Annotated in this window: 11 protein-coding genes; 3 read left to right on the plus strand and 8 right to left on the minus strand. The window is 63.2% G+C overall.

Annotation, left to right across the window (positions count from 1 at the left end; translation table 11 throughout):
• The first annotated feature begins 30 nt into the window (after nucleotides 1-30).
• A complete protein-coding gene (locus tag ABC383_RS15215) occupies nucleotides 31-993 on the plus strand; it encodes an NAD(P)H-dependent flavin oxidoreductase (RefSeq protein WP_413014934.1) in 963 nt (320 codons plus the stop codon).
• A gap of 10 nt (nucleotides 994-1,003) precedes the next feature.
• The gene (locus ABC383_RS15220; RefSeq protein ID WP_413014935.1) at nucleotides 1,004-1,306 is read left to right on the plus strand and encodes a DUF1330 domain-containing protein; all 303 of its coding nucleotides are present in this window, start codon (nucleotides 1,004-1,006) and stop codon (nucleotides 1,304-1,306) included.
• A 114-nt stretch (nucleotides 1,307-1,420) separates the two neighbouring features.
• On the opposite strand, the gene ABC383_RS15225 is transcribed toward ABC383_RS15220, so the two are convergent.
• The 8 genes from ABC383_RS15225 to ABC383_RS15260 form a co-directional block, all read right to left on the minus strand.
• On the minus strand, nucleotides 1,421-2,716 hold the full coding sequence (locus tag ABC383_RS15225) for a hypothetical protein (RefSeq protein WP_413014936.1): 1,296 nt from the start codon (nucleotides 2,714-2,716) through the stop codon (nucleotides 1,421-1,423).
• Between the two features lie 161 nt (nucleotides 2,717-2,877).
• The gene (locus ABC383_RS15230; protein WP_413014937.1) at nucleotides 2,878-4,128 is read right to left on the minus strand and encodes a phenylacetate--CoA ligase family protein; all 1,251 of its coding nucleotides are present in this window, start codon (nucleotides 4,126-4,128) and stop codon (nucleotides 2,878-2,880) included.
• Nucleotides 4,129-4,142: 14 nt separating this feature from the next.
• Nucleotides 4,143-4,967, minus strand: coding sequence for an ABC transporter ATP-binding protein (locus ABC383_RS15235; RefSeq protein ID WP_413014938.1), 825 nt, complete (start codon nucleotides 4,965-4,967; stop codon nucleotides 4,143-4,145).
• A 1,064-nt stretch (nucleotides 4,968-6,031) separates the two neighbouring features.
• Nucleotides 6,032-7,342, minus strand: coding sequence for an ABC transporter substrate-binding protein (locus tag ABC383_RS15240; protein ID WP_413014939.1), 1,311 nt, complete (start codon nucleotides 7,340-7,342; stop codon nucleotides 6,032-6,034).
• Between the two features lie 64 nt (nucleotides 7,343-7,406).
• On the minus strand, nucleotides 7,407-8,465 hold the full coding sequence (locus ABC383_RS15245) for a branched-chain amino acid ABC transporter permease (protein WP_413014940.1): 1,059 nt from the start codon (nucleotides 8,463-8,465) through the stop codon (nucleotides 7,407-7,409).
• A 2-nt stretch (nucleotides 8,466-8,467) separates the two neighbouring features.
• Entirely contained in the window at nucleotides 8,468-9,364 is an 897-nt protein-coding gene (locus ABC383_RS15250) for a branched-chain amino acid ABC transporter permease (protein WP_194715362.1), read from the minus strand.
• Nucleotides 9,365-9,384: 20 nt separating this feature from the next.
• A complete protein-coding gene (locus ABC383_RS15255; RefSeq protein WP_413014941.1) occupies nucleotides 9,385-10,212 on the minus strand; it encodes an ABC transporter ATP-binding protein in 828 nt (275 codons plus the stop codon).
• Entirely contained in the window at nucleotides 10,209-12,203 is a 1,995-nt protein-coding gene (locus ABC383_RS15260; RefSeq protein WP_413014942.1) for an AMP-dependent synthetase/ligase, read from the minus strand. The genes ABC383_RS15255 and ABC383_RS15260 overlap by 4 nt, the downstream gene beginning before the upstream one ends.
• Nucleotides 12,204-12,391: 188 nt before the next feature.
• On the opposite strand from ABC383_RS15260, the gene ABC383_RS15265 reads away from it, so the two are divergent.
• Nucleotides 12,392-13,081 (plus strand): Crp/Fnr family transcriptional regulator, encoded by a 690-nt coding sequence (locus ABC383_RS15265; protein WP_413014943.1) that lies wholly within the window; start codon nucleotides 12,392-12,394, stop codon nucleotides 13,079-13,081.
• Nucleotides 13,082-13,214: the final 133 nt, after the last annotated feature.

Raw genomic sequence — 13,214 nt, forward strand, 5'->3', positions numbered from 1 at the left:
AATTCATTAATCCTATCCTGTGAGGTTGCCATGGCATTGCCCCTTGCGCTGCAAAACCTGCGTCTTCCCGTCATCGGATCGCCCCTGTTCATTGCCAGCGGTCCGGCGCTGGTGACAGCACAGTGCAAGGCCGGCATCGTCGGCTCCTTCCCCGCGCTGAATGCGCGCCCGGCCGAGTTGCTCGATACCTGGCTGACCCAGATCCAGAACGAGCTGGCGGAATACGGCAAGGCCCATCCCGATGCCAGGATTGGCCCGATTGCCGTCAACCAGATCGTTCACCAGTCCAATGACAGGCTGGCGCATGACGTGGAAGTCTGCGTGCGGCACCGGGTTCCCATCATCATTTCTTCGCTGCGCGCGCCGCCGAAGGAAATGATGGATGCGATCCACAGCTATGGCGGCATCGTGCTGCATGACGTGATTTCGATCCGCCATGCGAAGAAGGCGCTGGAGGCGGGCGTGGATGGCCTGATCCTGGTGGCGGCGGGCGCGGGCGGCCATGCGGGTGCGCTGTCGCCATTTGCGCTGGTGGGCGAGGTGCGCAAGTTCTTCAGCGGCCCGATTGCGCTGTCCGGGTCAATCGCCACCGGCGACGCGATCCTGGCCGCGCAGGCCATGGGCGCGGACTTCGCCTATATCGGTTCGCGCTGGCTGGCAACGAAGGAGTCGAATGTCGACGACGCCTACCGCCAGGCCATTGTCGAATCAAGCGCCGCCGACATTGTCTATACCAACCTGTTTACCGGTGTGCATGGCAATTACCTGAAGAAGTCCATCGTCACCGCCGGCCTCGACCCGGAGAACCTGCCGCAGGCCGACAAAAGCGTGATGAACTTCGGCTCGGGCGGCGGCGCCAAGGCCAAGGCCTGGCGCGACATCTGGGGCGCCGGCCAGGGCGTGGGCCTGATGGACGACGTGCCCACGGTGGCCGAAGTGGTTGAACGCCTTTCCAATGAATATGCCGCGGCGCGCCAGCGCCTGGCGCTGTAAGGAGAAGATCATGCCCAAAGCCTATGTCGTTGCCGAAATCCAGGTCAGCAATCCCGAGGGCTATGCCGACTATCGTGCGCTGTCGACGGCTTCCGTTGCGCAGTACGGCGGCGTCTGGCTGGCCCGCGGCGGCCAGCGCGTCCAGTGCGAGGGCGGCGACGCGCAGCACAATGAAAACTGGCGCACCGTGGTGGTGGAATATCCGTCGCTGGAACAGGCGCGTGCCTGGTACAACTCGCCGGAATACACCCGTGCCAGGGAGATACGGCAGGCGCATTCGATAGGGCGGCTGTTTATCGTGGAAGGGATATAGAGCAGCCTTGGCTGGACTGGCTTGATCAAGCCGGCCGCGTTGTCCGCGGCACGGCCTTGCGCCTGCCTGCCATGGTTCGCCATGGCCGCTGGGCAGCGCCTTCTCGCATGCACGCTAGTCATTTTCAACGGAACTGCTTACTGCTTCCAACCGGGAGTCTTCCGTGCAGACCTTTTTATCGCTCGTTTCATTCTTCATGTCCTCCATCCGGTAAGCCTTGTCATCCTTCGCCTCATCGTTCTTCTCGTACTCTTTATTCTTGTCGCTGATCTGTCGAGGAACGAGCTGGGTTACCGAAGCCGTCACCTTGGCGCCATTGCGGCACAGGACAATAAAGGCTGTCAAAGCAGCACCCACCAGGGCACCGGCACTTACGCCGAACACGAAGCCCGCTATCAGAGAATGTCCGTCATTCTCGCCACATGACTGCTTTGGCTGCAGGCTGGCTGGGCCGGTGTTAGATGGCTGGGCCGTGCAATTGATTCGATATTGCGGCTCCAGCGCGCGCATGCGGGATGCGCTCACCCATACGAAGTCTTCGGTCGCATTGACATAGGCCGGACTGAGCATGTTGGCCAGTGATTCGATTGCCTCCGGGGGCAGAATGACCACATTACCCTTGTCTGACGTTGACAGCACCGTATCGAGCAACACCTTTCCGTCGCATAGCGAATGCACGGGAACGCAGTTCGCTTCCGCGTCGCAGGGAAATCTCTCCAGTACGTCAGGGCTTGCGGTGAAGGTGCGCATGCCTTGTTCAAAAAGGTAAGACAGCATCATCTTCAACCGGCCGGCTTGCTGTAGATCGCCAGGCTGGGCCGACTCGAGAAAGACAAGCAGATCGTCCACTGCCTGCGTGGCCGGATCGAACGAAGGCGTTACCATCCAACTGGCTCTGCTGTCCGGCTCCGATGCGTTCAGACGCACAAACTGGTGGGAATAGCTTGCATGCAGGCCCAGTGATTCAACCAGTTCCGCGAACCGGTCAATACCGGCAGGAAGCAACGTTGCTCGTTCTATGGGTTCCGGGATATCTCCCGTTCCCTTCTGTCCCAACGCGCTTGCCTCGGCGCCAGGGAAGCGCGGTGTCAGCGCATGCAGTAGCGTTTCTGCGGTGTTCCACAGCCTGGATGCCATCCCAGTGGCTTGTCGCAGCAGCGACTCCCGCTGCGACGGCTGCGCCTCGCGCGAACGGATCCTTGGCTCGTCATACACTGGCAGGCCTGCTTCGAGGCGCTGCTTGCGACAGCGCGCGGCGATCTGTTCCCGCGTCAGCATGGTGCGCTCGGTATGCAGTTCGCCCACGATGTAATTGCCGGCACTGGCCCGGGAGACAATGTTGGAACAGTACTGCGCGCCAAGGTGGGCATACATGTTTGCCCGGGAAAGGGATACCTTGCTTTCGTTCATGGATACTCCAGAAAAGCCGCCGCCCGGAATTGAACGGCGAGCGTCTGAGTAGCCGGGATCCTTGTCCAGTTCAGCTGCTGGCCATCAGTGCGCCACTGCCTGCAACGCCGCGTCGCCTGCGTGCGCGTTGCGGGCTGCCGCAGTCCTTCATGGCATTCATGCTATTCATATTTGCGCGCATCCTCGATCACTCGTCCGTCATTGGGCAGTGTGCCGGGCGCAACCAGGCTGACCTCGCCGCGCAGCTTGGTGACCTCGCGGATGCTGGCGACGATGTCGGCCGCCATGCCGCTGTCCTGCGGCCGGTCGACCTCGCACAGCAGCGTCATCACGTCATTGGCCATTTCGCCGCTGACCACCAGGCGTGCCCGGCGCACTTGCGGATGGCGCCGCATCACATCGGCCACCTGCGACGGATGCACGAACATGGCGCGCACCTTGGTGGTCTGGTCGGCCCGTCCCAGCCAGCCGCGGATGCGCACGTTGCTGCGGCCGCAGGGCGACATGCCCGGCAGCACGGCCGACAGGTCGCCGGTGGCAAAGCGGATCAGCGGATAGTCGGTGTTGAAGGCAGTCACCACCACCTCGCCCACTTCGCCCTCGGGGACCGGGTCGCCGGTGCCGGGCCGCACGATCTCCAGCAGGATCTCTTCGTCCAGCACCATGCCCGGATGGACTTCGCCGTCGCTCATGGTTTCATAGGCGATGTTGCCGATGTCGGCCGAGCCGTAGGTCTGCAGCACCTGGGGCACGCCGTGTTCCTGCAGCCATGCGCGCAGCGAAGGCGGCAATGCTTCCGCGCCCACCAGCGCGCGGCGCAGGCTGCTGATGTCGGCATCCATCTCCAGCGCCTTCTCGACGATGATCTTCAGGAACGACGGCGTGCCCGCATAGGCGTGCGGCCTGAGCGCGGCGATCGCCTGCACCTGCATTTCGGTCTGGCCGCTGCCGGCGGGTATCACCGGGCAGCCCAGCTTCCTGGCGCCGCCTTCCACCATGAAGGCGGCCGGCGTGAAGTGATAGGAAAAGCAGTTCTGTATCAGCTCGCCGCACCGCATGCCGAGTGCGTGAAAAGGGCGGGCATAGCGCCACCAGTCCTCGCCGCAGCCTTCGGGGTCGAAGATGGGACCGGGCGACATGAAGATGCGCGACAGCGACTGCAGCGGCGTGGCGTTCATGCCGCCGAACGGCGGTTGGGCCTGCTGCAACTGCTTCAGGTCGGACTTGCGTGTTACGGGCAGCCGGGCCAGCGCGGCGCGGCTGGTGATGTCTCCCGCATCGATGTCTCCCAGCAGCCTTGCCCAGCCGGTCGCGCCCTTTGCACGCTCGACCAGCGACGGCAGGCGCGTCATCAGGTCGCGTTCACGCTGTTGCGGGTCGCGGGTTTCCAGTGCGTCGAAGTAGGCGGTCATGATGCGATTCCCTTTCAGGCCAGCCAGCGCTTGCGGCGGCGGTAGAACTTCATGTCGCGAAAGCTCTTGCGGCCCGCGCTTGATACGCCGAGATAGAACTCCTTCACATCCTCATTGGCCGCCAGCGCCGTTGCCTCGCCTTCCATCACGACCCGGCCGTTCTCCAGGATGTAGCCGAAGTCGGCATAGCGCAGCGCGACCGTGGTGTTCTGCTCGGCCAGCAGGAAGGACACGTTTTCCTTCCTGTTCAGGTCCTTCACGATCTCGAAGATTTCCTCGACGATCTGCGGCGCCAGGCCCATCGACGGTTCATCGAGCAGGATCATCGACGGCTGCGCCATCAGCGAGCGGCCGATCGCGCACATCTGCTGTTCGCCGCCGGAGGTATAGCCGGCCTGCGAAGCGCGCCGCTCCTTCAGGCGCGGGAAGTAGTGATACACCTTGTCCAGCGCCTGCTGCAGCTCGCGCCGCGACAGCCGCCGTGTGTAGGCGCCGGTCAGCAGGTTTTCCTCTATCGTCAGATGGCCGAAGCAGTGCCGTCCTTCCATCACCTGGGACAGGCCGCGCTGCACCAGGGCGTTAGGCGTGAGCTGGTCGACGCGTTCGCCGTCGAAGGTGACGCTGCCTTTCGTGACGTCGCCGCGCTCGCCGCGTAGCAGGGTGGAGATGGCTTTGAGCGTGGTGGACTTGCCGGCGCCGTTGCCGCCCATCAGGGCGACGACGCTGCCGCGCGGGACCTGCAGGGAGACGCCTTTCAGGACCAGGATGACGTGGTCGTAGATGACCTCGATGTTGTTGACGGAGAGGTAGGGGGGAGAGGGGTTGGTTTCGGGTGTCATGGTGTTTGCTCTCGTTGCAGGGCATCGGGGGTGGTGGATGGCGATGGATCGCCTTCAGGGTGTTGGGGGCGGGGGCAGTTGCCGTTGCTCTTGACGTACGCGCAGCGACAGTTGCGGTTGCCTTTGACCTTGCCGTTGCGGTTGCCGTTGCTGTTGCCGTTGCAGTTAGGGTCCCCGTCTGTGTACCGCCGTGTCGGCGATGCCCGGAGCGGGAAAAGGTGCGGCGTCTGTCTGAGCGCCGCGCAGCGGAGCGAGTTTAGCCGCGCCCCGCTCCGGGTATCGACGGCACGGGAACCCCGCGCAGCGGGGCGGCACAGTCGGGGTCGCCTTTTTTGGTTACTTTTTTGGCGAAGCAAAAAAGTGACTCGCCCGCCGGGGCGAACACCCGGCCTGGTCATGACGACAGTGCAATCGTATTGCGTCACCGGAGTTGATCCTTAGCGAAGGAGCGCCTTCGACGTTCGGGTCTTTAACCGCTCAACGACGAAGGCGACAGTGCGGTCTTCCTGCCCTGATGATGCAATCGGATTGCACTGTCGTGGAGACAAGCCGGGAATCCGTCCCGGCGGCCGGGTCACTTTTTTTGCTTCGCCAAAAAAAGTAACCAAAAAAAGGCGACCCGGTGACCGCGCCCCCGCTGCGCGGGGGTTCCCGTGTCAGCGGTGCCCGGAGCGGGGCGCGGCTAAACTCGCCAAGCTGCGCTTGGCTCAGACAGACGCCGCACCTTTTCCCGCTCCGGGCACCGCTGACACGGCGCGCTCAACGGGACTTCACTGCCACTTCAAAAGCAACGGCAAGGTCAAAAGCAACTGCAACTGCAACTGCAACTGCAACTGTCGCTGCGCGTACGTCAAAAGCAACTGCAACTGTCGCTGCGCGTACGTCAAAAGCAACTGCAACTGTCGCTGCGCGTACGTCAAAAGCAACTGCAACTGTCGCTGCGCGTACGTCAAAAGCAACTGCAACTGTCGCTGCGCGTACGTCAAAAGCAACCGCAACTGTCGCTGCGCGTACGTCAAAAGCAACCGCAACGTTGCCCTACCGAAGCCTCGGTACCGATATCCTCAGGTCCCCGCCCCCATGCAAGCCGGCTTGATATTCTTCTCCGCCGCATACTTGGCCGAGCTCTCCTCCAGCAGCTTGCGCGTCAGCGCCTTGTCCCCCACCACCCAGTCCTTCGACACCGCCACCCATTTCTTCCCATCCCACTGCTGCACCTTCACCGCGCCCGATCCTTCATGATCTTCGCAGGAGGTTTTCACCGGTGGGAACATGTTGACGGCCCCCAGTTCCTTCTGCCGTGCCGCATCCACATTCAAATTCTCCAGCCCCCAGCGGACCTGCTCGCCCGTCATGGTCTTGCCCTTGCCATACTTGGCCTGGGCATTGCGTATCGCCTCCACCGACAGGATGGCAGCCGTCACGCCGCGCATGTGATACACCGAGCCGATCCGGGTCTTGTCTTCCAGGTTGCCCTTGCCGCCTGCATAGACCTTGTTGCGGATCTCGTCGAGCACCGGGTAGTTGCCCGGCGTGTTGAAGGTCATCGTGGTATAGCCCTTGGCAGCGTCGCCGGCAGGCACGGTGTCCTCCTCGGAACCAGCCCACCAGACACCCAGGATCTTCTCGCGGGGGAAGCCGTTGCGCTGCGCGGTCTTGATCGCCACCGCATTCATCACGCCAAAGCCCCACAGGATCACATGGTCGGGATTGGCCTGGCGGATCTGCAGCCATTGCGATTGCTGGTCGTTGCCCGGCGGCGCGATGGGGATCTTGATCAGTTCGAAGCCATACTGCTTGGCCTGCTCTTCCAGCACCGGCAGCGGCTCCTTGCCATAGGCTGAATCATGATAGAGGTGCACGATCTTCTTGCCCTTCAACTTCTCCATGCCGCCCGACTTCTCGCCCAGGTACTTGACCATCGCGGCGGCCTGGTTCCAGTAGCTGGTGATCAGCGGGAAAACGTACGGGAAGACCTTGCCGTTGGCGGCGTCGGAACGGCCATAGCCCAGGGTGGTCATCGGGATCTTGTCGTTGCCTACCCGGTCCAGGATGCCGTAGGCGATGCCGGTGGACAGCGGCTCGACCAGCGAGGCGCCGCCGTTTCTCGTCTTCAGGCGCTCGTAGCATTCCACGCCGCGCGAGGCGTTGTACTCGGTCTCGCATTCCTCCCAGGTCAGCTTGACGCCATTGATGCCGCCATTCATGTTGACCAGGTTGAAGTAGTCGATCACGCCGCCATAGAAGCCGGTGCCGCCGGCCGCATACGGGCCGACGCGGTAGGAAAGCAGCGGCACATACTGTTCCTGCGCCAGCGCGCTGCCCCAGGCGCCTGCCAGGGCGGCGGCCAGCAATACGGTTTTCATGGTCCTCATCGTCTTCTCCTTGGTTGGACAGCCTAAGCTGCCTGTTTTTTATGCGAACGGGGTAAGGCAAGCTTCAATGCGGGAACGGCCAGAGCCGCAGTTTCTCCTTGGTGATCTGCCACAGCCGGGCCAGGCCATGCGGCTCGACGATCAGGAAGAAAATGATCAGGGCGCCAAATACCATCAGCTCCAGATTCGAGGCGACCGAGGTCGGCAAGGACAGCGCATGGGCAATCACGTTGAGCAGGATGGGCAGCAGCACGATGAAGGCCGCGCCCAGAAAGGAGCCGAGGATGGAGCCGACGCCGCCGATGATGATCATGAACAGGATGCGGAAGGACAGGTCGAGGTTGTAGGCTTCCGGCTCCACCGTGCCGAGGTAGGCATAGGCATACAGCGCGCCGGCCACACCGCAGTAGAAGGAGCTCACGGCAAATGCCAGCAGCTTGGTGCGCATCAGGCGGATGCCGATCACCTCGGCCGCCACGTCCATGTCGCGCACCGCCATCCACGAGCGGCCCACATTGGAGCGCACCATGTTCTTGGCTAGCAGCGCCATCACCGCGACGATGCCCAGGGTCAGCAGGTACTTGCTGGCCGGCGTGTCGAAGCTGTAGCCGGCGATCACGATCTTCTGCGCCGTGATCACGCCCGAGCTGCTGTAATTGGTCAGCCAGGGAATCTTGGTCATGCACCAGACCACGAAGAACTGGGTGGCCAACGTGGCCGCGGCAAGATAGAAGCCACGGATGCGCAGCGATGGCAGGCCGAAGGCGATGCCCACCAGCGCCGCGCACAGGCCGCCCAGCACGAAAGCCAGCAGCACCGGTATGCCGGGAATGCGCAGCACGAAGTTGTAGGAAGCGAAGGCGCCTACCGCCATGAAGGCGGCTGAACCCAGCGACAGCTGGCCGGCATAGCCGGTGAGGATGTTCAGGCCGAGCGCGGCCAGCGAGAAGATCAGGAAGGGAATCAGGATCGCCGAGAAGGTGTAGGGCGTGGCCCAGAACGGCACCAGGATGAAGGCGATCGCGCACAGCACCAGCATGCCGGCGCGGTCCTGCAGGATGGGGAAGATGCGGCTGTCGGCGGCATAGGTGGTCTTGAACTGGCCTGCTTCGCGGTAGTACATGCTCAGATCCTCCGGATGATGCGTTCGCCAAACAGGCCTTCGGGGCGTACCAGCAAAAACAGCAGCGCCAGCACATACGGGAACCAGCCCTCGATGCCGCCGCCGACCATGGGGCCGATATACACCTCGGCCAATTTCTCGGAAGCGCCGATGATCAGGCCGCCGACGATGGCGCCCGGCACCGACGTGAAGCCGCCCAGGATCAGCACAGGCAAGGCCTTCAGCGCAATGAAGGTTAGCGAGAACTGCACGCCATTGCGCGCGCCCCACAGCATGCCCGCCACCAGCGCGACAAAGCCGGCCACGGCCCAGACGATGGCCCAGATGTGCTGCAGCGGGATGCCCACCGCCAGCGCGGCCTGGTGGTCGTCGGCCACCGCGCGCAATGCGCGGCCGATCTTGGTTTTCGAAAAGAAGAAGGCCAGCGCCGCCACCAGCACGGCGCAGATGCCGGCCGCGGTCAGGTCGAAGCGCGACACCACGATATTGAAGCGCTCCATCAGGGACTCGATCGGCACATCCTCGATGCCGAGGTCCAGCCGCTGCACCTGCGCGCCCCACAGCATCTGCGCCAGGCCCTCGATGAAGAAGGCCAGGCCGATGGTGGCCATGAACAGCGTGATCTCGGGCTGGTTGACCAGCGGCCGCAGCACCAGCCGCTCGATCGCCAGGCCCAGCACCACCATCACCGCCATCGTGATCGGCACCGCAAGCCATAGCGACAGGCCGAAGCGGTTGACGATGGACACGCAGGTCAGCGCCGCGAAGAACACCATCGCGCCCTGCGCGAAGTTGAACACGCCGGAGGCCTTGTAGATCAGCACGAAGCCCAGCGCCACCAGCGCGTACATCACGCCTGACAGCAGCCCGCCGATCAGCACTTCAAAGAAGAAATTGATGTTCATGCCGCTTCCCTGTTCTAGTGGGCCACGCCGAGATAGGCATTGATCACGTCCTGGCTGCTGCGCACCTCGTCCGGCGTGCCGTCGGCGATCTTCCTGCCATAGTCCAGCACCACCACCCGGTCGGAGATGTCCATCACCACACCCATGTCATGCTCGATCAGCACGATGGTGGTGCCGAACTGGTCGTTGACATCAAGGATGAAGCGGCACATGTCCTGCTTCTCTTCCACGTTCATGCCGGCCATGGGCTCGTCCAGCAGCAGGATCTCGGGCTGCGCCGCCAGCGCCCGTCCGAGTTCGACCCGCTTCTGCAGGCCGTAGGGCAGGCGGCCCACCGGCGTCTTGCGGATATGCTGGATCTCCAGGAAGTCGATCACCCTTTCCACCTCCTTGCGGTGTGCAATCTCCTCCTTCTGGGCCGGGCCCCAGTACAGCGCCTGCAGCAGGAAGTTGGACTTCATCTTCAGGTTGCGGCCGGTCATGATGTTGTCCAGCACCGTCATGCCCTTGAACAGCGCAATGTTCTGGAAGGTGCGGGCGATGCCGCTCTTGGCCGCGGCATAGGTGTTCATGCCGCGTCGCTGCTGGCCGCGGTAGACGATCTCGCCCTTCTGCGGACGATAAACGCCGTTGATCACATTGAGCATCGAGCTCTTGCCCGCGCCGTTGGGGCCGATGATGGCGCGGATCTCATGCTCGCGCACATCGAAGGAAATGTCGGTCAGCGCCTTGACGCCGCCGAAGGACAGCGAGATGTTCTTCAGGTCCAGGATCACCTCGCCGATGCGGCGCGTGCCGGGCGCCGGGAAGTCGGCGATGCCGGGTTCGGTTACTGCATTCATGCGGCCTCCCTGACCTTGCCCTTGGCTATTGCCGCGCCGCCGGGCTGTGCCTGGCCGTGCGGCTTGACGTCGCGGATCTTCAGCTCGGCGCTGACCATGCCCTGCCGCCCATCCTCGAAGCGCACCTGGGTCTCGATGTACTGAGATGGCCGGCCTTCATACAGCGCATCGATCAGCACTGCGTACTTGTCTGCGATGAAGCCGCGCCTGACCTTGCGGGTGCGGGTCAGCTCCTCGTCGTCCGGGTCCAGCTCCTTGTGCAGGATCAGGAAGCGGTGAACCTGCGAGTTCGACAGCAGCGCATCGGCGGCAAGGTCGGCATTGACCTTGGCTACGCAGTCGGCCACCAGGTCGTAGACCGCCGGCTGCGAGGCCAGGTCGGTGTAGCCGCTGTAGGCCAGGCCGCGCCGCTCGGCCCAGTTGCCCACCGCATCCATGTCGATGTTGATGAAGGCCATGCAGCGGTCGCGGCCATTGCCGAAGGCAACCGCCTCCTTGATGAAGGGGAAGAACTTCAACTTGTTCTCGATGTACTTGGGTGCAAACAGCGTGCCGTCGGCCATCTTGCCCACGTCCTTGGCGCGGTCGATGATCTTCAAATGGCCATCGGCATCGAAGAAGCCGGCGTCGCCGGTGTGGAAGTAGCCGGCGTCGTCGATCGCTTCGGCGGTGGCGTCGGGCCGCTTGTAATAGCCGCGCATCAGGCCGGGCGAGCGCACCAGCACTTCGCCGCTGTCGGCAATGGTCACTTCCACGCCAGGCATGGGCTTGCCGACGGTGTCCAGGCGCACGTCGCCTGACGTCTGCATGCAGACCGTCACGCAGGTCTCGGTCATGCCGTAGAGCTGCTTCAAGTTGATGCCGATGGAGCGGTAGAAGTCGAACAGGTCGGGGCCGATCGCCTCGCCGCCGGTGTAGGCGGTGCGGATGCGCGACATGCCCAGCACATTCTTCAGCGGGCCATACACCAGCAGCTCGCCCAGGCCATAGGCCAGCCGGTCCAGCAGCGATACATTGCCCTTCTTGTCGAGGATGCGGATGCCTACCCGGCGCGCCAGCTTCATCGCGCTGTGGAACATGCGGCGCTTGAACCAGCCGGCATCCTCGATGCGGATCATCACCTGCGTTAGGATGTTCTCATACACCCGCGGCGGGCCGAAGTAGTAGGTGGGTCCGATCTCGCGCAGGTCGGTCATCACCGTGGCCGGCGACTCCGGGCAGTTCAGGCAGAAGCCGCCCACGTGCGACATTGCAAACGAATACAGGAAGTCGCCCACCCAGGCCAGCGGCAGATAGCACAGCACGTCATTGCGCTCGTCGAGATGGTCGAACTCGGTCAGCACGCGGGCGGTGGCGATCATCGCGGCATGGGTGTGCAGCACGCCCTTGGGCTTGCCGGTGGTGCCGGAGGTGTAGAGGATCACGGCCACGTCCGACGGCGCGCCCTGGTTCACTTCGTTGATGAAGAAGTCGGGATGGGCGCGGTCGTACTCGCGACCGATCTGCTGCAGTTTTTCATAGGCGCAGAGTTCGGGCTGCGCATAGTGCCGCATGCCGCGCTCGTCGTCATAGATGATGTGCGACAGCAGCGGCACGGTTTCCTTGATCTCCAGCAGCTTGTCGACCTGTTCCTGGTCTTCCACCACCGCGAAGTCGATCTCGGCATTCTCCAGCACGAAGGCCATGTCGGCCGCCGGCGCATCCTGGTACAGCGGCACCGGCACCCCGCCCAGGCATTGGGCCGCCGACATGGCCCAGTACAGCCGGGGCCGGTTGTCGCCGACGATGGCGAGGTTCATGCCGCGCTTGAAGCCGATGGCCGCCAGGCCGCAGGCCAGCGCGCGCACTTCGTCGGCCACCTGGGCCCAGCCCCAGGTCTGCCAGATACCGAGGTCCTTTTCGCGGAATGCCGGATGCTGCGGCCGCGTCTGCGCATGCCGCAGCAGCAGCAGCGGGAACGTGTCCGCCGCGTGTTGTGTCGTCTCCACCATGGCCTACCTTTGATCAGTATGGTCCGTGTGCCGAGTCTGTCCTGCCTGGCTTACAGTTGACTTACGAAATGCCAATGCGGCGCCAGGCCGGTGACGCTGAATTTTTATGCGATGATGATAGGCCCGCTGTCGGCTGCCGGTTGTCATCCGCGGGACAATTCCACCCACTTTCGATATTGCGGCGCACCATGTCCAGCCTCAGACCCTCGTTCAAGGAAGTGCTGATCCATACCATGTGGGCCAAGTCGCTGACGCCGGCGCAGATGGCGCGGGTGGAAGCCGACATGATCGAGCGCGACATCCCCGCCGGCGGCTATGCCTGCCGCAAGGGCGATCCGGTGGAGCACTGGATGGGCGTGACCGACGGCCTGTTGAAGATGAGCAGCGTTTCGCCGGAAGGCAAGACCGTGACCTTCACCGGCATGCTGGCCGGCGGCTGGTTCGGCGAAGGTTCTCTGCTCAACAGCGAGCACCGCAAGTACGACGTGGTGGCGCTGCGCGACAGCCGCCTGGCCCTGATGCCGCGCGCCACCTTCCAGTGGCTGCTCGACACCAGCATCCCGTTCAACCGCTTCCTGCTGAACCAGCTCAATGCCCGGCTCGGCCTGTTCATCTCGCTGGTGGAATATGACCGTATGCTGGAAACCGACGCCCGCGTCGCCCGCTGCCTGGCATCGCTCTTCAATCCCTACCTGAACCCGATCGCCAGCCGGCAGCTGCAGATTTCGCAGGAGGAAATTGGCTATCTGTGCAGCACCTCGCGGCAGCGGGCAAACCAGGCGCTGCAATTGCTGGAGCGCGAGGGTTTGCTGAAGGTGGAGTATGGCGGGGTGACCATTCTGGATATGGATGGGCTGCGCGGATTTCAGGCCTCCTGAATCAAGACGGACGTGACTGAGACTTGATCTTCGCGGCAACTGAAAAGCTTGCTCAACTGTCCCCGCCAGATGCGGCAAAGCTGCAATTACACGACCGCATTGAAGCGTGTTGGCCCTGGCTATGTCCTGAACA

This window comes from Noviherbaspirillum phoenicis, assembly GCF_047237965.1.
Lineage (GTDB): Bacteria > Pseudomonadota > Gammaproteobacteria > Burkholderiales > Burkholderiaceae_D > Noviherbaspirillum_A.

What these genes read in the sequence shown, in the direction of transcription:
- ABC383_RS15260 (WP_413014942.1), bottom strand. Translation starts at nt 12,203, where the DNA reads ATGGTGGAGACGACACAACACGCGGCGGACACGTTCCCGCTGCTGCTG.
- ABC383_RS15235 (WP_413014938.1), bottom strand. Translation starts at nt 4,967, where the DNA reads ATGACACCCGAAACCAACCCCTCTCCCCCCTACCTCTCCGTCAACAAC.
- ABC383_RS15215 (WP_413014934.1), top strand. Translation starts at nt 31, where the DNA reads ATGGCATTGCCCCTTGCGCTGCAAAACCTGCGTCTTCCCGTCATCGGA.
- ABC383_RS15220 (WP_413014935.1), top strand. Translation starts at nt 1,004, where the DNA reads ATGCCCAAAGCCTATGTCGTTGCCGAAATCCAGGTCAGCAATCCCGAG.
- ABC383_RS15225 (WP_413014936.1), bottom strand. Translation starts at nt 2,716, where the DNA reads ATGAACGAAAGCAAGGTATCCCTTTCCCGGGCAAACATGTATGCCCAC.
- ABC383_RS15265 (WP_413014943.1), top strand. Translation starts at nt 12,392, where the DNA reads ATGTCCAGCCTCAGACCCTCGTTCAAGGAAGTGCTGATCCATACCATG.
- ABC383_RS15255 (WP_413014941.1), bottom strand. Translation starts at nt 10,212, where the DNA reads ATGAATGCAGTAACCGAACCCGGCATCGCCGACTTCCCGGCGCCCGGC.
- ABC383_RS15240 (WP_413014939.1), bottom strand. Translation starts at nt 7,342, where the DNA reads ATGAGGACCATGAAAACCGTATTGCTGGCCGCCGCCCTGGCAGGCGCC.
- ABC383_RS15230 (WP_413014937.1), bottom strand. Translation starts at nt 4,128, where the DNA reads ATGACCGCCTACTTCGACGCACTGGAAACCCGCGACCCGCAACAGCGT.
- ABC383_RS15245 (WP_413014940.1), bottom strand. Translation starts at nt 8,465, where the DNA reads ATGTACTACCGCGAAGCAGGCCAGTTCAAGACCACCTATGCCGCCGAC.